The organism is Sphingomonas mollis (assembly GCF_016427505.1).
GTDB lineage: Bacteria > Pseudomonadota > Alphaproteobacteria > Sphingomonadales > Sphingomonadaceae > Sphingomonas > Sphingomonas mollis.
This window is the reverse complement of record NZ_JAELXS010000007.1, coordinates 168,718-184,567: the sequence shown is the minus strand read 5'-3', so window position 1 is coordinate 184,567 and position 15,850 is coordinate 168,718. Positions and strand designations below refer to the sequence as shown.

15 protein-coding genes and 1 tRNA gene are annotated in these 15,850 nt (G+C 67.5%); 10 read left to right on the top strand and 6 right to left on the bottom strand.

Going from position 1 to position 15,850, the window contains the following annotated elements:
- Nucleotides 1–105: 105 nt before the first annotated feature.
- Nucleotides 106–1,620, top strand: a complete 1,515-nt coding sequence (locus tag JAO74_RS13640; RefSeq protein WP_199038999.1) for a tryptophan halogenase family protein — start codon at nt 106–108, stop codon at nt 1,618–1,620.
- A 96-nt stretch (nt 1,621–1,716) separates the two neighbouring features.
- On the opposite strand, the gene JAO74_RS13635 is transcribed toward JAO74_RS13640, so the two are convergent.
- From JAO74_RS13635 to epsC, 3 genes are read right to left on the bottom strand one after another with little or no spacing between them, the layout of a single operon-like run.
- Complete coding sequence (locus JAO74_RS13635) at nt 1,717–1,974, bottom strand: hypothetical protein (protein ID WP_199038997.1); 258 nt, start codon at nt 1,972–1,974, stop codon at nt 1,717–1,719.
- Nucleotides 1,975–2,014: 40 nt separating this feature from the next.
- Nucleotides 2,015–2,776 carry a gamma-glutamyl-gamma-aminobutyrate hydrolase family protein gene (locus tag JAO74_RS13630; RefSeq protein WP_199038995.1) on the bottom strand — a complete coding sequence of 254 codons (762 nt, stop codon included), beginning with the start codon at nt 2,774–2,776 and terminating at the stop codon, nt 2,015–2,017.
- A 3-nt stretch (nt 2,777–2,779) separates the two neighbouring features.
- Nucleotides 2,780–3,739 carry a serine O-acetyltransferase EpsC gene (gene epsC, locus JAO74_RS13625; RefSeq protein ID WP_199039236.1) on the bottom strand — a complete coding sequence of 320 codons (960 nt, stop codon included), beginning with the start codon at nt 3,737–3,739 and terminating at the stop codon, nt 2,780–2,782.
- Between the two features lie 271 nt (nt 3,740–4,010).
- Between epsC and JAO74_RS13620 the strand changes: the two genes are divergently transcribed.
- From JAO74_RS13620 to JAO74_RS13600, 5 genes are all read left to right on the top strand, one after another.
- Complete coding sequence (locus tag JAO74_RS13620) at nt 4,011–4,610, top strand: alpha/beta hydrolase (RefSeq protein WP_199038992.1); 600 nt, start codon at nt 4,011–4,013, stop codon at nt 4,608–4,610.
- Nucleotides 4,611–4,713: 103 nt separating this feature from the next.
- A complete protein-coding gene (locus tag JAO74_RS13615) occupies nt 4,714–5,604 on the top strand; it encodes a fatty acid desaturase (RefSeq protein ID WP_199038990.1) in 891 nt (296 codons plus the stop codon).
- On the top strand, nt 5,601–6,413 hold the full coding sequence (locus JAO74_RS13610) for a phosphate/phosphite/phosphonate ABC transporter substrate-binding protein (protein ID WP_199038988.1): 813 nt from the start codon (nt 5,601–5,603) through the stop codon (nt 6,411–6,413). The genes JAO74_RS13615 and JAO74_RS13610 overlap by 4 nt, the downstream gene beginning before the upstream one ends.
- 18 nt (nt 6,414–6,431) lie before the next feature.
- The gene (locus tag JAO74_RS13605; protein ID WP_233150997.1) at nt 6,432–7,826 is read left to right on the top strand and encodes an FAD/NAD(P)-binding protein; all 1,395 of its coding nucleotides are present in this window, start codon (nt 6,432–6,434) and stop codon (nt 7,824–7,826) included.
- 114 nt (nt 7,827–7,940) lie between these two features.
- Nucleotides 7,941–8,014: transfer RNA gene (locus JAO74_RS13600), tRNA-Gly, on the top strand.
- Here JAO74_RS13600 and JAO74_RS13595 read toward each other — a convergent pair.
- Entirely contained in the window at nt 7,980–9,386 is a 1,407-nt protein-coding gene (locus tag JAO74_RS13595; protein ID WP_199038986.1) for a recombinase family protein, read from the bottom strand. The genes JAO74_RS13600 and JAO74_RS13595 overlap by 35 nt on opposite strands.
- Nucleotides 9,387–9,820: 434 nt before the next feature.
- Between JAO74_RS13595 and JAO74_RS13590 the strand changes: the two genes are divergently transcribed.
- Nucleotides 9,821–10,132 (top strand): hypothetical protein, encoded by a 312-nt coding sequence (locus JAO74_RS13590; protein WP_199038984.1) that lies wholly within the window; start codon nt 9,821–9,823, stop codon nt 10,130–10,132.
- 19 nt (nt 10,133–10,151) lie between these two features.
- Here the strand turns inward: JAO74_RS13590 and JAO74_RS13585 are convergent, their stop codons facing one another.
- On the bottom strand, nt 10,152–10,298 hold the full coding sequence (locus JAO74_RS13585; RefSeq protein WP_199038982.1) for a hypothetical protein: 147 nt from the start codon (nt 10,296–10,298) through the stop codon (nt 10,152–10,154).
- A gap of 101 nt (nt 10,299–10,399) precedes the next feature.
- On the bottom strand, nt 10,400–11,158 hold the full coding sequence (locus tag JAO74_RS13580; protein WP_199038980.1) for a competence/damage-inducible protein A: 759 nt from the start codon (nt 11,156–11,158) through the stop codon (nt 10,400–10,402).
- A 51-nt stretch (nt 11,159–11,209) separates the two neighbouring features.
- On the opposite strand from JAO74_RS13580, the gene map reads away from it, so the two are divergent.
- From map to JAO74_RS13565, 3 genes are all read left to right on the top strand, one after another.
- Complete coding sequence (gene map, locus JAO74_RS13575) at nt 11,210–12,037, top strand: type I methionyl aminopeptidase (protein ID WP_199038978.1); 828 nt, start codon at nt 11,210–11,212, stop codon at nt 12,035–12,037.
- Between the two features lie 229 nt (nt 12,038–12,266).
- Nucleotides 12,267–14,486 carry a phosphoribosylformylglycinamidine synthase subunit PurL gene (purL, locus tag JAO74_RS13570; RefSeq protein WP_199039231.1) on the top strand — a complete coding sequence of 740 codons (2,220 nt, stop codon included), beginning with the start codon at nt 12,267–12,269 and terminating at the stop codon, nt 14,484–14,486.
- A 155-nt stretch (nt 14,487–14,641) separates the two neighbouring features.
- A complete protein-coding gene (locus JAO74_RS13565; RefSeq protein WP_199038975.1) occupies nt 14,642–15,781 on the top strand; it encodes a trypsin-like serine protease in 1,140 nt (379 codons plus the stop codon).
- Nucleotides 15,782–15,850: the final 69 nt, after the last annotated feature.

Sequence of the window (15,850 nt, the reverse complement as noted above, 5' to 3'; positions counted from 1 at the left end):
CGATGAACCACTGCGGCCTTCCCAACTGGACCCCGGCCTCCGCCGGGGAGGCATTAATGGGGCTAAGGGTTCCCTCCGCCACGTAACGATGGAAGAGGTGTCAGCATGAACCAGCAACCAGGCCGCGCGATCCGCTCGATCGTCATCGTCGGCGGCGGCACCGCCGGGTGGATGTCGGCGGCGTATCTGGCGCGGATGCTGGCGCATCTGCCGATCGCGATCACCGTCATCGACAGCGCGGCGATCGGCACGGTCGGCGTCGGCGAGGCCACGGTGCCGGCGATCCGCGACTTCCTGGCCGCCGTCGAACTGGGCGAGCCGGAGGTGCTGCGCGAAACCAGCGGCACGATCAAATACGGCATCCGCTTCGATGGCTGGGCGGCGCCCGACAAGGCGTTCTTCCATCCGTTCGGCCTGTACGGCGTACCGGCGCGCGGGGTCGCGTTCCACCAATATTGGCTGAAGCTGAAGGCGGCGGGCGACGACCTGCCGATCGGCGATTACTGCCTCGCCACACAGCTCGCCGAACGCGGCCTCTTCCTGCCGCCGCCGGACCGGCCTGCGAACGATCTCGGCGTGTTCAACTTCGCGGTGCATTTCGATGCGTCGAAGTTCGCCGCGATGCTGCGCCGCCTGTCGATCGCCAACCGCGTGACGCATATCGACGGCCGCATCGACCGGGTCGACCGCGACGGCGAGGATGGCCGCGTCACCGCCGTGCAACTGGAAGGGGAACGCCGGGTCGAGGGCGATCTGTGGATCGACTGTTCCGGGTTCCGCAGCCTGTTGCTGGGCGAGGCGCTGGAGATTCCCTATGTCGACTGGCGCCACTGGCTGCCCTGCGACCGCGCCATCGCCCTGCCCTGCCGCGCCGCCGCCGTGCCGCGCCCCTTCACCACCGCAACCGCGCGGCCGGCGGGCTGGCAATGGCACATCCCGCTCCAGCACCGCGTCGGCAACGGCCATGTCTATTCGTCCGATCACATGAGCGACGACGAGGCGGAGCGTATCCTGCGCGCCAATCTGGAGGGCGAGGCGCTGGCCGAACCCAACCGGCTGCGCTTCACCACCGGCCACCGCGAACGTTTCTGGGACCGCAACGTCGTCGGCATCGGCCTGTCGTCGGGCTTCCTCGAACCGCTGGAATCGACCAGCATCACGCTGATCCAGTCGGGGCTGGAACGCCTCGTCGCGCTGTTCCCCGACCGCGATGTCGATCCGCGCCTCGCCGCCACGTACAACCGGCAATCGACGCTGGAGTTCGAGCGGGTACGCGACTTCCTGTTCCTGCATTATCAGGCGAACGGGCGGACCGGCGAGCGCTTCTGGGACGAACGCCGCGCAGTATCGCTGCCCGAGACGCTGCAACGCAAGATCGATGCATGGCGCAGCGGCGGCGAGTTCGTCCGGTACGAATGGGAATCGTTTCAGGACGCGAGCTGGCTGAGCATGTATGCTGGCTTCGACGACCTGCCCGCCCGCCACAGCCCGCTCGCCGACCGGTTCGACACCGCTGCCCTGCGCGGCACCTTCGCGCGGATGCGCGATGCGATCGCCGGTACGCTGGCGCATGCCGAGCCGCACGCCGCCTTCCTCGCCCGCCACCCGGCCAACAAATAGCGGCCCGGTAGCTAGGGCTACCGGGCCGAAGTTGACGCCTAGGGAGCTTAAACCTGGCGCGTTCCGTGACCGCCGCCGTCAGCGGCGGTGAACTGCTTAAAGACCGTTGCCCGGCGCCCCGGCGGCGTTGCCGATGGGTGCGGCCTCGTTGTCGAGGTCCACGGCGTTGTCCAGCCCGGTCGCGCCGTTGCCGAATTCACCGTCGAACGCGCCGGCGTTACCCTCGGCCGGGATATCGGTGCTGTTCAGCGACAGGTCGCTTGCCGCCGCGCTGTTCGCGCCGCTGTCGGACGGCGAGCACGCAGCCAGCGAGGCAGCGGCGACCAGCAGCGAGGCGGCGATGATCTTCTTCATGAATAGTCCCTTTCGTGTTGAACCTGATGGTGCGCCATCGTCAGTGCGCGACGCCGCGTAGCGACGCGCCGACCATGGCGAAGAAAGCGCGGCTGCCTGCGCAGCGTTCGGCATTCCATTCGGGATGCCACTGGACGGCGAGCACGTCGGCGCCGCAGGGCTGCGCCCAGATCGCCTCGACCAGCCCGTCACCGGTCGCCACCGCCTCGACCGACAGGCCATGGCCCAGCCGGTCGACGCCCTGATGATGCACCGAATTCACCGACAATTGCCGCGCGCCCGTCGCCCCGGCCAGCCGGCCGCCATGGGTCAGTTCGACATCGTGGCGATGCGCGAACAGCGCCTCGTACGCGTCATCGGGATCGGCACGATCGTCGGCGCCATCGTTCGCCCGGTGGTGACTGCCGCCGCGATCCATCGCCAGCGTACCGCCGAACAGCACGTTGATCTCCTGCATCCCGCGACAGATGCCGAAGACAGGCTTGCCGACCTCGATCATCCTGCCGGCCAGCGCCAGCGCGACCTCGTCGCGTTGCTCGTCCAGCGGCCCCGCGACGGCGTCGCTGCCGTAACGGGCAGGGGCGACGTGCGAGCGCGATCCGGTCAGCAACAGGCCGTCGAGGATGCCGGCCATCTGCGTCGCGTCGGTGATCCCGGCCAGCGCCGGCACCAGCAGCACGGTCGCGTCCGACAGCGTGGTCAGCGGCGCGACGAAGCGGCTGGCAACGACCTGCACCGGCCGATCGACCAATTCGTTGCAGCACAGGACGCCGATCACCGGCTTGCGGGGGATGCTGCCCATCGCTCAGTCCACGCCCAGCAGGGTGTCGCGCACGGCATTGGCCTCCGCCACGGCGGCGACGCGCGCCTCCGGCTGCACGACGATGCTGTGCGGCGGCACGTCGCCCAGCAGCCAGACATTGCCGCCGATCGTCGATCCCGTGCCGATCGTCACCCGCCCCAGGATCGTCGCGCCCGCATAGATCACGACGTCGTCCTCGATGATCGGATGGCGGGCATAGCGTTCGTGCGGCCCCGGTGCCCGCTCGCCGAACGGCGTCCGCGCGCCCAGCGTCACATGCTGGTACAGCCGCACCCGCGCGCCGATGATCGACGTTTCGCCGATGACCACGCCCGTGCCGTGATCGATGAAGAAGCCCTCGCCGATCGTCGCGCCGGGATGGATGTCGATGCCGGTGCGCTCGTTGGCGATTTCGGAGATGATCCGCGCCACGATCGGCGCGCCCAGCACGTGCAGTTCGTGCGCGATCCGGTGGTGCAGGCTGGCGGTGGCGCCGGGGTAGCAGACCAGGATCTCGTCAACGCTGCGCGCCGCCGGATCGCCCAGGAACGCCGCCTCGACATCGCTGTCGATCAGGCGGCGCACCTTGCCCAACGTGCCGGAGAACAGGCGAACGATCGCACCGGCCTGATCCGCGTCGAACCGGCTGCCGCGCGCTTCCGCCTGCCAATATCCCAGTTCGGCGGCGACCTCGCGTTCCAGTTCGGTGGTGGCGCCGATCAGCTTGGCGACGACGAACGCCTCCTCCTCGGTGCCGCCGCCCCGGACATGGCCCAGCCGCCGAGGGTACAGCGCCGCCGCCAGCGTCTCGACGATGCGTTCCAGTGCCGCGCGCGACGGGAAGCTGGCGACGTCGCGCCCCTCGCCCTGCCGCGCCCGCCAGTCGGTCTGCGCCGCCAGCAGGTCGCGCGCCACGTCGGAGATCGACGAGCCGGTGGCGGGGGATTGGGTGAAACCGAGCATGGCGATCAGCGCACCCGACCGATCGACGCCGTGCCGCACGCGGCGGTGGCCGTGGCGTGGTGAATGGCGGGAATCGGATCGGGCAGCATGTTCGTCTCCTTGTCGCGACAATACTACACTGGATCAATAGGAATTGAAAGAAAACCTGTCTGCGACGAAAGCCCGGCTGTGGCGCGACGGTTCGACGCGTCCAGTCCTCCATCAGGCGTTTTCGGCTGGGCAGGCTGCGCCGTTTGGGGTTTGATGCGTTGTCGACCCCAAGGAGACGAGCATGATCGCACTGGCCGGGCAGGATCGCTTTTCGATCGTCACGATAATCGGCGGCGGCACCGGCGCGGATACGCCCGCGCCCGCATGGGAAACCATGTTCGGCTGGCCGGCGAGCGGCGTGCACACCCTGCCGCTGGACGTCACCTCGCTGGGCGATCGCAACATCTGGGCGGCGCGGCTGGACGAGATCGTGCGCGGGGCGGACCGGGCCGTGCTGCTGGTGGCGGACGGGCTGGGCTGTGCGGCCAGTGCCTGGTGGGCACGCCTGTCGCCCGCTGATTACGTCGCGCGGATCGCGGGCGCGGTACTTTTCACGCCCGAGGCCGATGCCGAGAATCGCGACCGTGCCGGCCTGTTCGATTCGCCGCAGACGCGCCTGCCCTTTCCATCGCTGGTGATCCAGCCGGGCGGATCGGCGACCGGCGCGATGCGAGACACCGTCGCCGACTGGGGCAGCCGGCTGGTCGTCAGCGACCGCGAGCGCCAGCGCGACACCGGACTGGTGGCATGGCGGCAGGCGCAACGGCTGTTCCTGCGGCTGACCAATCAGGTGGTCGAACATGAGGTCGGCCGGGCCGAGGCGCTGGCCGGCCGACGCTGAACACCCCACGCGACATAGCCCGTCTTTACGGCACCCGAGCGAAAGCGCCTTCAATTCCCACTCGATAAGTGGATATTAGGCCGTCCTGACGAAGGAGTGGCCGATGAATCGACGACGGGGCAAGGGCGTGGAGTTGCCGACACTGGCGGTGACGGCGATCGTCTATGGCGGCTGGATCGCGCTGACCGCCGTTCACGCGCTGATCCCCTGGCCGCTCCTGATGCTGGCGGGTGGCTGGATCGTCGCGTGGCACGGATCGCTGCAACACGAGGTGATCCATGGCCATCCGACCGGCCGGCGGCGGATCGACGATGCGATCGGGTCGGTGCCGCTGTCGCTGTGGCTGCCGTACCGCGTCTATCGCCGGTCGCATCTGGCGCATCACGGTTCGCCCGCGATCACCGATCCGTTGCAGGACCCCGAGTCGCGTTACCTGCGCGACCATCGCGGGTTCCTGCGACAGGTAGCGCGGCTGCAATCGACGCTGGCGGGGCAGATGATCGCCGGGCCGCCGATCGTCATCACCCGTTTTCTGGCCGGCGAGGCACGGCGCGCGTGGCGCCATCCCCGTGCCGCCATGGCCGACTGGATGCCGCATCTGCTGGGCGTGGCCCTGATACTGGCGTGGCTGGACCATGTCGGGCTTGGCTGGGGCCGGTATCTGGCGATGTTCGTCTATCCCGGCACGGCGCTGTCCCTGCTGCGCTCCTATGCCGAGCATCGCGCCGAACTGACCACCCCCGGCCGCGCCGCCAGCATCGAATCGCGCGGGGCGCTGGCGCTGCTGTTCCTCAACAACAATCTGCACGTCGCGCATCATGAGCGGCCGCTGCTGCCCTGGTATCGGCTGCCCGCCTATCACCGCGCGCATCGCCGTCGCTTTTCGCTGGCGGGATCGCGGCGCTATGCCGGTTATCGCGAGATCGCGCGGCGCTTTCTGTTCGCCGCGCATGACGATCCCGTCCATCCCGGTTATCGACCCGCCGCACCATGACCGCCTGCAGCTTCCTCGGCATGTACGACCTGCCCGCACAGGCGTCCGCCAACGATCGCCTGTGGACCGCGATCGCCACCCGGCTGATCGCGCACGGTATCGCCGCACCGCGCCACCTGACGCGCGACAGGGCGCCGGCGGACCTGTGGAACGACCCGGCCTTGCTGTTCGGGCAGGCGTGCGGCTATCCGCTGGTCAGCCGCGCGCTGCCGCTCCGCATACTCGCGCTGCCCGATTACGACGCGCCGGGGTGCGCGAAGGGCCGCCACCGCAGCCTGATCGTCACCCGCGCCGCCGATCCCGCCGCCACCCTGGCCGATTTTCGCGGCCGCCGCGCCGCGATCAACGACCCCGCCTCCAACACCGGCATGAACCTGTTCCGCGCCGTCGTCGCTCCCGTCGCGCAGGGCAACCGCTTCTTCGCCGATGTCGTCGTCACCGGGTCGCACCGCGACAGCATCCGCGCCATCCTGAACGACGAGGCCGATCTGGCGGCGATCGATGCCGTGACCCATGCCGGCCTCGCCCGGTTCGAACCCGATCTTGTCAGGGGACTGCGCATCGTCGCCGAAACGCCATCGTCCCCCACCCTGCCCTTCGTCACCGCCCGCAGCACACCGGTCGACACCGTCGCGGCGCTGCGCATCGCGCTGAAGGAAGCGATGGCCGATCCTGCCCTTGACGATGCCCGCGCGACGCTGTTCCTGCGCGGCATCGTCGCCGTGCCGCCGGACGCGTTCGCCGCGCTGGGCGCGCTGGGCGCGATGGCGGCAACGGCCGCGGCGCTGGGTTATCCCAACCTCGCCTGACCGGCCGACGGAGCGAGAATGATGCACGCATCGAACCCCGTCGTGGCGGGATACCTGCCGCCCGACAGCCATGTCGCGATCGTCGGTGGCGGTTTCAGCGGGACGTTGATGGCGATCAACCTGTTCCGCTATGGCGGCCCGCGCACCACCCTGATCGAACGGGCGCCGCGACGGCTGGCGCGCGGCATCGCCTATGGCGCGGCGCAGCCCGATCAGTTGCTCAACGTCCGCGCGGCGGGGATGAGCGCCTTTCCCGACGATCCCGATCACTTCGCCCGCTGGCTGCGGACGCAGGGCGACGCCCCGCCCGCCGCCTTCGTCGCGCGATCGACCTATGGCGCCTATCTGCGCGCCACATTGTCCGAAGTGCGCGAACGCGCCGGCGACCGCCTGACGATCGTCGCGGACGAGGTATCGGCGATCGAGCGCACCCCGACCCAGATGCGCCTGACGCTGGCGGCGGGCGAGCCAATGACGGCGGACGCGGTGGTGCTGACGCTCGGCAATCTGCCCCCGCACGTGCCGCCGGGGATCGATGTCGCGGCGCTGCCCGCCGGCGTTTATGTCGACGATCCCTGGGCCATCGACCCGGCCGCAGGGCTGACCCCGGACGATAGCGTCGTGCTGATCGGATCGGGACTGACCGCGATCGACGTCGCGCTGCATCTCGATTCATCCGGCTTTACGGGACCGATCCTCGCCCTGTCCCGGCGCGGGCTGTCTCCCCGCCGCCATGTCGATGGCAGCCCACCCGCCGCCGGCCTGAGCGATCCGCCCGACCTTCCGTTATCGCAGCTCGTGGCGGATGTCCGAGCCGACGCCGCCCGACAGGGCTGGCGCGCGGCGGTCGATGCGCTGCGCCCGGTGACGCAGCGCTGGTGGGAGCGTCAGGACGACGCCACCCGCGCGCGTTTCCTGCGCCATTGCCGGCCGTTCTGGGACGTCCACCGCCACCGTCTCGCGCCGGCCGTCGCCGACCGGATCGACCGGCTGATGGCCAGCGGCCAGCTGACCTTCGCCGCCGGCAAGACGATCGACACCATGCCGGCGACGGACGGCGCGCGCCTGCGCTGGCGGCCGCGCCATGGCGATCTGGTTCGCGCGATCACCGCCCGCCGCATCGTCAACTGCACCGGCCCGCAGGGCGACGTGCTGCGCACCGCCGAGCCGCTGCTGCGCCAGATGGTCGCCACCGGCATGGTCCGCCCGGACGGATTGCGGCTGGGTATCGACGTCGACGCCGGTTCGCGGGTGATCGACCGCGACGGCATCGCGCGGCCCGATCTACACTGCATCGGCCCGATGACGCGCGGCAGCTTCTGGGAAATCGTCGCCGTCCCCGACATCCGCCGCCAATGCGCCGACCTCGCCCGCCGCCTGTCGAACGCGCACTGGATGACCGAAGGCCTGTGATGCGCCATCATGTCGGTTGACCGGCACGCGTGACCTGTGGCAGTCGGCAGCTGGATCAGCGACCGATCGTCGCCACGGTCCAGCGCCACGGCAATCCCCGATTGCGCCGCGTCCGCGGGTGTAGCTCAATGGTAGAGCAGAAGCTTCCCAAGCTTACGACGAGGGTTCGATTCCCTTCACCCGCTCCATCTTGACAGTAAGCGCCTCCGGCGGTTCGCATCCGGTTGCCAGCGCGACGATGCCGGCGAGGCGTCCCTCGACCTGGATCGATACGCCACGGCCATCCGGATTGGGTGTCAGCACAATCCGGTCGTTGAGAGCGCGCAAGGCCGTCGCCGCCTGCGGACCCGCTTCGGGATCAGCCAGTGCGGCTTGCAGGTTCGCGACCTGCCTACGGTAATCCGCGACGATCGCCGGGTGGAGCGCCACGACTGGCAGCGCATCCTGATCCTGCAACTCGGCCAGCGCCGCTTCTCGGTCGTCCCGCGCCTTGTTAAGCGCGTCGCGGAACTGCTCGAACGTCCCGGCGCCAGAGCCGACCGCAGCAACGAGGCGGTCGATGGTCGCTGTCGCATTGGCCAAGCGGCGTTCAGCTGAACCGCGCTCCCGCTGCATCTGGACGGCGCGCTTGGCATGTTCCTCGCGGTACTCAGCTACGAAAACCTCGACCAGATCCGGGTCCAGCATTCGGTCGCGCAGGCCGGCAAGCACGCGACGCTCATAGCTCTCGGTCGAGATCGTGCGGTTATTGTCACAACCGCTGCCCTCCGTGCGGCTGCCACAACCCCAGTAGGTGGCAGTACGGACGTTCCACGAGCTGCCGCAGACACCGCATACGCCGAGACCGGAGAGCATGTGCCGCGCCCGCCGGTGGCGCACCGGTGTCCCGCCCTCACGGCGCCGCAGTGCGCCCTGCACCTTGTCCCACAGTTCCTGATCAATGATGCGCAGGTGCGGCACGTCTTCGATTACCCACTGATCCTGCGGGTTCGGGCGGATGCGGACGCGGCGCGTCATCGGCTCGACCACCTTCGACGTCCGGTTGTGGACGATGCGGCCGATGTAGAGCTCGTTTTGCAGCAGGCCGTTGCCGCGGGTTCGGTCCGGACGGAGCGTCGTCGCGCGCCAGCGGTCGCCACGTGGTCCGGGAATACCGTCAGCGTTCAGCCGCTCGGCGATCCGCTTCGGGCTGATCCCGTCGGCATATTCTTCGAAGATGCGGCGAACGATCGCCGCCTTCTCGGGGTCGATTTCGCGAAGACCGCGGACGGCACGGCCACCGGCGTCGATCCGATTAGCCATGCGATAGGCGTAGGCGAGCCCCGCGGGAGATCGCCCTTGCGCCACTGTGCCCCGCTGGCCGCGCTTGATCTTGGCACCCAGTTCCTTGCGGAAGTTGGCATCCATCATGCCCTTGAGCGTGCCAGTGAGATGGTTGATCTCTCCATCGGACAGCGTGAACAGGCGGACGTTGGCGAAGGCGAGCCGCTCGCGGATCGCAAAACTATCGCCCTCGTGACGAGCGATACGGTCGGTCGACTCGGCTAGGCCCACGCGCACCTGGAATGGTTCGAGTGGCGATATACGTCTCCTGCCCATAGGCTTCGCCAGTGTGGACGGCGCGGCCGGATCAGCCGCGCGTGGAATGCCATCGGAGGGTCGCCGTTTCAAGTCTACGAACGATTTTCGAACAGGAGCAGTCAATTAGACGCCGGATTGCGCGAAATGGCCCCGGCGGGATATCGGCAAGGAAATTTCCAGTGTGTCCCCTGCTTAGTTTGCTGCGTCGGGCGCGCCCAAAGCGCCCTAATCGAGTACTGCGGGCCGGTCAGATTGAGTCACCTGCAATCCTCAAACTTCCGCCACTAGCCACTTACGGCAATGGCGTGTTCCCTTCACCCGCTCCAGACCGTCGCAGTTGATCGTGTGCCGGATGACAATGGGCGCGAATATCGATGCAAGAAGTCATTCTTCCGATCGCCGCGTTGACGATCATGCTTCTTTTCGCGGTACAGGTGCGCAAGCTGATTTCGCACATGATTCTTCATGGCACCGTGCGGCGCGCGCTGAAGACCGATCCGGAAAGCGCCCGTCTGCTGATCGCGAAGCTGGAGCCCGAATCGCGCCTGTCGGCCGGCCTTCTCGGCTGGATCATGGTCGTGGCCGGCGCGGCGATTGGTATCGCAACCGCATTCGGGCCAGCGGACGAGCGATCCGGCAATTGGCAGATCGCCGCCGTCAGCGTGATCGTCGGTGCGGGCGTGCTGGCCTATCTGTGGTGGGCAAGGCGTAATTCCCCAACCTGATGGCGCCGCGCCAGACGGATCAGGCGGCGCGGGCCTCGGCGCGCATCGGCTCACGGTCGTTGGCGGGCGTGGCGGCCGGGGCGGTCGTCAGCACCGGTGCGGCGGCCTGTTGCTTGCGGTAATCGAAATAAAGCGCGATCAGGCTGAACATGGTAACCCCGGACATGGAATTTGCTGCAACGCAGCGCATCCGTCCATGTGTCGTCACCGGCCCACCATCACAACTGCGCAGTCGGTCACCGCGATTGCAGTTGTTGCAAGCATAGATCAGATACCGTCGTCGATCACCTCGCGGCCCGCCCCCCGCAATGCGGCCGTCAGGTCGGCCAGACACGCATCGACCCGCGCCGGATCGGCGCTCCGCACGACGAAATTCGCACCCGTCCGGCCGTCGCGGAAGAACGGATAGCTGCCGATCGCCACTTCCTCATGCGCCTTTTCGGTCGCGCGCAGGATATCGGCGACCTCGCTCTCGCCGACCCAGCAACCGATCGTCCGCGACACGACGGGGCGGCCGCCCTCCAGCGTCCCGGTCAGCGCGTCGAGCATGCCCGCCGTGATGTGGGGGACGCCCGCCATGATGAAGATGTTGGCGATCCGGATGCCCGGCGCGCCCGACACGCGGTTCTCGATCAGCCCCGCCCCCACCGGCACCCGCGCCATCCGCGCGCGCGCCTCGGTCAGGCCGCCGCGCGTTTCGTAATAGCGGGTCAGCGTCGCCATCGCGTCGGGGTGGTGCTCCACGCCGACGCCCAGCGCCGCCGCGATCGCGTCGACGGTGATGTCGTCATGCGTCGGGCCGATGCCGCCGGTGGTGAACAGGTAATCGTTGCGCGCGCGCAGGGTGTTCACCGCCTCGACGATCGCCTCTTCGCGGTCGGCGACCACGCGCACCTCGGCCAGGCGGATGCCCTGCACGTTCAGCCAGGTGGCGAGTTGCGCCACGTTCCGGTCCTGCGTCCGGCCGGAGAGGATCTCGTCGCCGATGACCACCAGCGCGGCCGTCCAGATGCGTTCGCTTGCCATGGCGGCGGCATAGCCTCGCAAATCGGCGCCCGCCACGCTATAACGTTGGGCATGACCGAATATGTCACCGTCACCTCCGACGCGCCCGATGCGCGCACCGGCGCCATCAAGCTGCACGGCCCCGCCGCCTTTGCCGGCATGCACAAGGCGGGGCGGCTCGCCGCCGAAACGCTCGACATGCTGGTGCCGCACATGGTGCCGGGCGTCACCACCGCGGCGCTCGACCGGATGATCTACGATTTCATCCTCGCGGGCGGCGGCGTGCCGGCGACTTTGGGCTATCGCGGCTATACGCATTCCACCTGCATTTCGATCAACCATGTCGTGTGCCACGGCATTCCGTCGGACAAGGCGTTGAAGTCGGGCGATATCGTCAATGTCGACGTCACGCCGATCCTGGACGGCTGGCACGGCGATTCCAGCCGCATGTATTTGATCGGCGACGTACCGCTGAAGGCGCGGCGGCTGGTCGAGGTGACGTATGAGTGCCTGATGCTCGGCATCGAACAGGCCAAGCCCGGCAACCATATGGGCGACATCGCCCATGCCGTGCAGCGTCATGCCGAATCGCATCGTTACGGCGTGGTCCGCGATTTCTGCGGCCACGGCCTCGGCCGGTTGTTCCATGATGCGCCGGAGGTCGTCCATGTCGGTCGCCCCGGCACCGGCCCCGAATTGCGGCCGGGCATGATCTTCACCATCGAACCGATGATCAACATCGGCCGTCCCGACGTGAAGCTGCTCGACGACGGCTGGACGGCGGTGACGCGCGACCGGTCGCTGTCGGCGCAGTTCGAACATTCGATCGGCATCACCGAAACGGGGTGCGAGATCTTCACGACCAGCCCCGCCGGCCTGCATCAGCCGCCCTACGCCTGATCTTCTCAAGCGCATAAAACCAGAGGCAGCGTCCGGAATTGGACGCTGCCTCCAGCCCCGTAGTGACACGGAATGACAACCGCCGAATATCGACGGTCGTTGCCGCCCTAGCGGAAAAACCTCTAAAAATTATGTCCGCCCTGCCACAATGCGGGCCACGACAAGCGTCATTTCGGGGGAAATCGCGGCGACGCTGGCATGGCGGACGATCCGCCGCTATCTGCGCGCCATGACCGAGATCACCGCCACGATCGTCGCCGAACACGGCCTCTCCCCGGAAGAATATGAGCGCGTGCTGCACGCGCTGGGCCGCGAGCCCAATCTGGTCGAGCTCGGCATCTTCTCGGTCATGTGGTCCGAGCATTGCAGCTACAAATCCAGCCGCCTCCACCTGAAGAAGCTGCCGACCACCGGTCCGCACGTCATCTGCGGCCCCGGCGAGAATGCCGGCGTGATCGACATCGGTGACGGACAGGCGGCGATCTTCAAGATGGAGAGCCACAACCATCCGTCCTATATCGAACCCTATCAGGGCGCGGCGACGGGGGTCGGCGGTATCCTGCGCGACGTCTTCACGATGGGTGCGCGCCCGGTCGCCAACCTTAACGCGTTGCGCTTTGGCCGACCCGATCATCCCAAGATGCGGCACCTGATTTCGGGCGTCGTGTCGGGCATCGGCGGTTACGGCAATTGCGTTGGCGTGCCGACGGTGGGCGGTGAGGTGAATTTCCACCCCGCCTATGACGGCAACATCCTGGTCAACGCGATGACCGTTGGCGTCGCCGATCAGGACAAGATCTTCTATTCCGCCGCCAGCGGCATCGGCAATCCGATCGTCTATGTCGGGTCGAAGACCGGGCGCGACGGCATCCACGGCGCAACGATGGCCTCCGCCGATTTCGGCGACGATGCCGATGCCAAGCGCCCGACCGTGCAGGTCGGCGATCCCTTCACCGAGAAGCTGCTGATCGAGGCGTGTCTGGAACTGATGGCGACCGACGTGATCGTCGCCATTCAGGACATGGGCGCCGCCGGCCTCACCTCCTCGTCGGTCGAGATGGCGTCGAAGGGCGGCGTGGGTATCGAACTGGTCATGGACGACGTGCCGCAGCGCGAAACCGGCATGACGCCGTACGAAATGATGCTCTCCGAATCGCAGGAGCGCATGTTGATGGTGCTGAAGCCCGGCCGCGAGGCGGAGGCCGAGGCGATCTTCCGCAAATGGGAACTCGATTTCGCGGTCATCGGCCGTGTCACCGATACTGGCCGCATGGTACTGACGTGGAAGGGCGAGACGGTCTGCGACATCCCCCTCGGGCCGCTGGCCGACGAGGCACCGCTGTATGACCGGCCGCACGTGCCGACGCCGAAGCCCGCGCCGCTGGAGAACACGCCCGGCTCCCCCGATATCGCCGCCGATCTGCTGACGCTGATGGGATCGCCCGATATCGCCAGCCGTCGCTGGATCTGGGAACAATATGACCACATGGTCGGCGCCGACACCGTGCAGCGCCCCGGCGGCGACGCCGCCGTCGTTCGCGTCCACGGCACGGACAAGGCGCTGGCGATGACCACCGACTGCACGCCGCGTTACTGCTTCGCCGACCCGGTCGAGGGCGGCAAGCAGGCGGTGGCCGAGGCGTGGCGCAACCTGACGGCGGTCGGCGCGACGCCGCTCGCCGTCACCAACTGCCTGAACTTCGCCAACCCGCAGCGGCCGGAGATCATGGGCCAGATCGTCGGCTGTCTCGACGGGATGAGCCAGGCGTGCATCGCGCTCGATTTCCCGATCGTCTCGGGCAACGTGTCGCTCTACAACGAATCGAAGGCGACCGGCGGCGGCTCGGCGATCCTGCCGACGCCTGCGATCGGCGGCGTTGGCCTGATGCCCGACTGGTCGAAGAGCATGACCATCGCATTCAAGGCCACCGGCGACATTATCCTGACCGTCGGCACGCGCGGCGGCCATCTCGGCCAGTCGCTATGGCTGCGCGAAGTCCATGGCCGTGAGGAAGGGCCACCGCCGCCCGTCGATCTCGCCGCCGAACGCCGCACCGGCGACTTCGTCCGCGACGCGATCCGTGCCGGCCAGATGACCGCCTGCCACGACGTGTCCGATGGCGGCATTGCCGTGACCATCGCCGAAATGGCGCTGGCCGGCGGCATCGGCGCGATGATCGACCGCAAGCAGCCCTATGACTGCGCACGCTCGTTCTTCGCGGAGGATCAGGGCGTCTATATCGTCACCGTCCACGACCATGCGCTGCTCGATTTCCTCGGCGCCGCCCATGCCGCGGGGGTAGAGGTAGAACCGCTCGGCCGCACCGGCGGCAAGCGCCTGATCTTCGAGCGGCCCGACCGGGATGACGTGGTGGCGCTCGATGCGCTGCGTGCGGCACACGAAGGGTTCTTCCCGACGCTGATGGGATCGGATGCTGCACTGGCGTAAGAATGTCGACGCCACCATTTCGGTCACAGAATGTTAATAAATAGTTAGGAATATCTCTTTACCTTGCTGCACTGCATGATAGCTTCCGTTTCACAGGAGGCGTGATCGTTACCCGTTCGCAGGAATGGACACGTCCCTGAAAACGGGGAGATTTCATGACAAAGCGTATGTTCCGCCACACGATGGCGGCTGCCTTTCTGCTGTCCGCTGCCGGCTCCGCATCGGCAGGCACGGTCATCGGTACGTCCGCCAATGGCCTGAGCTATCAGGCATCGAATACGATCATCGGCACCACCGGCACCGGCACCGTGTTCGCCAATGGCAATCCGACCTATTTCGCGACCGACCAGAAATACAGCGGCGTCGTATCGCTCATCATGAACCAGGGTGCGGCCGGCAGCTTCATCTGTTCGGGTGCCCTGCTGGCGGACCGCATGTCGATCCTGACCGCCGGCCACTGCGTCAGCGGCGGTGCCGGTACGGCCAACCCGATCGCGACGACCGCCTATTTCTATAACGGCACCGATCCCGATGTCGTCCCCAGTGCCAGCCCGTTGGCGACCGCGATCACCGTCAGCGAGTATTTCGTCAACGCCGGCTATACCGGACAGGTCATCGATCAGAACGACATCGCCGTCCTCCGCCTGTCGGAAGCGGCACCGCTGTTCGCCACCAGCTATGGCCTGTACACCGACAATCTGACCGGCACCGATTTCAACGTCGCCGGCTTCGGCCGTCGTTCGACGGTCGGCGGCGCGATCGGCGCCGATGCCGGCGCGGGCCGTCGTCGTCAGGGTGACAACACCTATGACTTCCGTCTGGGGGACGATGTCTTCAACGGCGGTCTGGATTTCCTGAGCCGCGGCGGGTCAGAAATCGACAACGTCTATGTCGCCGATTTTGACAGCGGCCGTCGCGTGAACGATGCCGCCTGCATCGTTTCGGGCGATGTTGGTGTCGAGAGCTATCAGTTCTGCAATCTGGGTCGCGGCGCCCGCGAGGCATCGATTTCCAACGGTGATTCGGGCGGCCCCAGCTTCGTCGACGGCAAGATCGCCAGCGTCACGTCGTTCGGCCTGAGCTTCGGCACCGAATATGGCGACGTCGACGGCACGTTGAACTCGTCGTTCGGCGAATTCGGCGGCTATGTCCCCACCTCGATCCACGCCAGCTGGATCAACAGCGTGCTGGCGGTGCCGGAGCCGTCGACCTGGGCGATGATGCTGACCGGGTTCGGCCTGACCGGCCTGGCGCTGCGCCGCGGCCGTCGCCGCACCCGCGTTACCTTCGCCTGACACATGTGTGCCCCCCCCTGCGATGATAGCGTCGCAGGGGGGCGCCTCCTTTTCGGGCGGCAAGGCGCT

Excerpts from the sequence above, each read along its gene's own strand:
- JAO74_RS13640 (WP_199038999.1), top strand. The coding sequence starts at position 106 with ATGAACCAGCAACCAGGCCGCGCGATCCGCTCGATCGTCATCGTCGGC.
- JAO74_RS13635 (WP_199038997.1), bottom strand. The coding sequence starts at position 1,974 with ATGAAGAAGATCATCGCCGCCTCGCTGCTGGTCGCCGCTGCCTCGCTG.
- JAO74_RS13630 (WP_199038995.1), bottom strand. The coding sequence starts at position 2,776 with ATGGGCAGCATCCCCCGCAAGCCGGTGATCGGCGTCCTGTGCTGCAAC.
- epsC (WP_199039236.1), bottom strand. The coding sequence starts at position 3,739 with ATGCTCGGTTTCACCCAATCCCCCGCCACCGGCTCGTCGATCTCCGAC.
- JAO74_RS13620 (WP_199038992.1), top strand. The coding sequence starts at position 4,011 with ATGATCGCACTGGCCGGGCAGGATCGCTTTTCGATCGTCACGATAATC.
- JAO74_RS13615 (WP_199038990.1), top strand. The coding sequence starts at position 4,714 with ATGAATCGACGACGGGGCAAGGGCGTGGAGTTGCCGACACTGGCGGTG.
- JAO74_RS13610 (WP_199038988.1), top strand. The coding sequence starts at position 5,601 with ATGACCGCCTGCAGCTTCCTCGGCATGTACGACCTGCCCGCACAGGCG.
- JAO74_RS13605 (WP_233150997.1), top strand. The coding sequence starts at position 6,432 with ATGATGCACGCATCGAACCCCGTCGTGGCGGGATACCTGCCGCCCGAC.
- JAO74_RS13590 (WP_199038984.1), top strand. The coding sequence starts at position 9,821 with ATGCTTCTTTTCGCGGTACAGGTGCGCAAGCTGATTTCGCACATGATT.
- JAO74_RS13585 (WP_199038982.1), bottom strand. The coding sequence starts at position 10,298 with ATGTCCGGGGTTACCATGTTCAGCCTGATCGCGCTTTATTTCGATTAC.
- JAO74_RS13580 (WP_199038980.1), bottom strand. The coding sequence starts at position 11,158 with ATGGCAAGCGAACGCATCTGGACGGCCGCGCTGGTGGTCATCGGCGAC.
- map (WP_199038978.1), top strand. The coding sequence starts at position 11,210 with ATGACCGAATATGTCACCGTCACCTCCGACGCGCCCGATGCGCGCACC.
- purL (WP_199039231.1), top strand. The coding sequence starts at position 12,267 with ATGACCGAGATCACCGCCACGATCGTCGCCGAACACGGCCTCTCCCCG.
- JAO74_RS13565 (WP_199038975.1), top strand. The coding sequence starts at position 14,642 with ATGACAAAGCGTATGTTCCGCCACACGATGGCGGCTGCCTTTCTGCTG.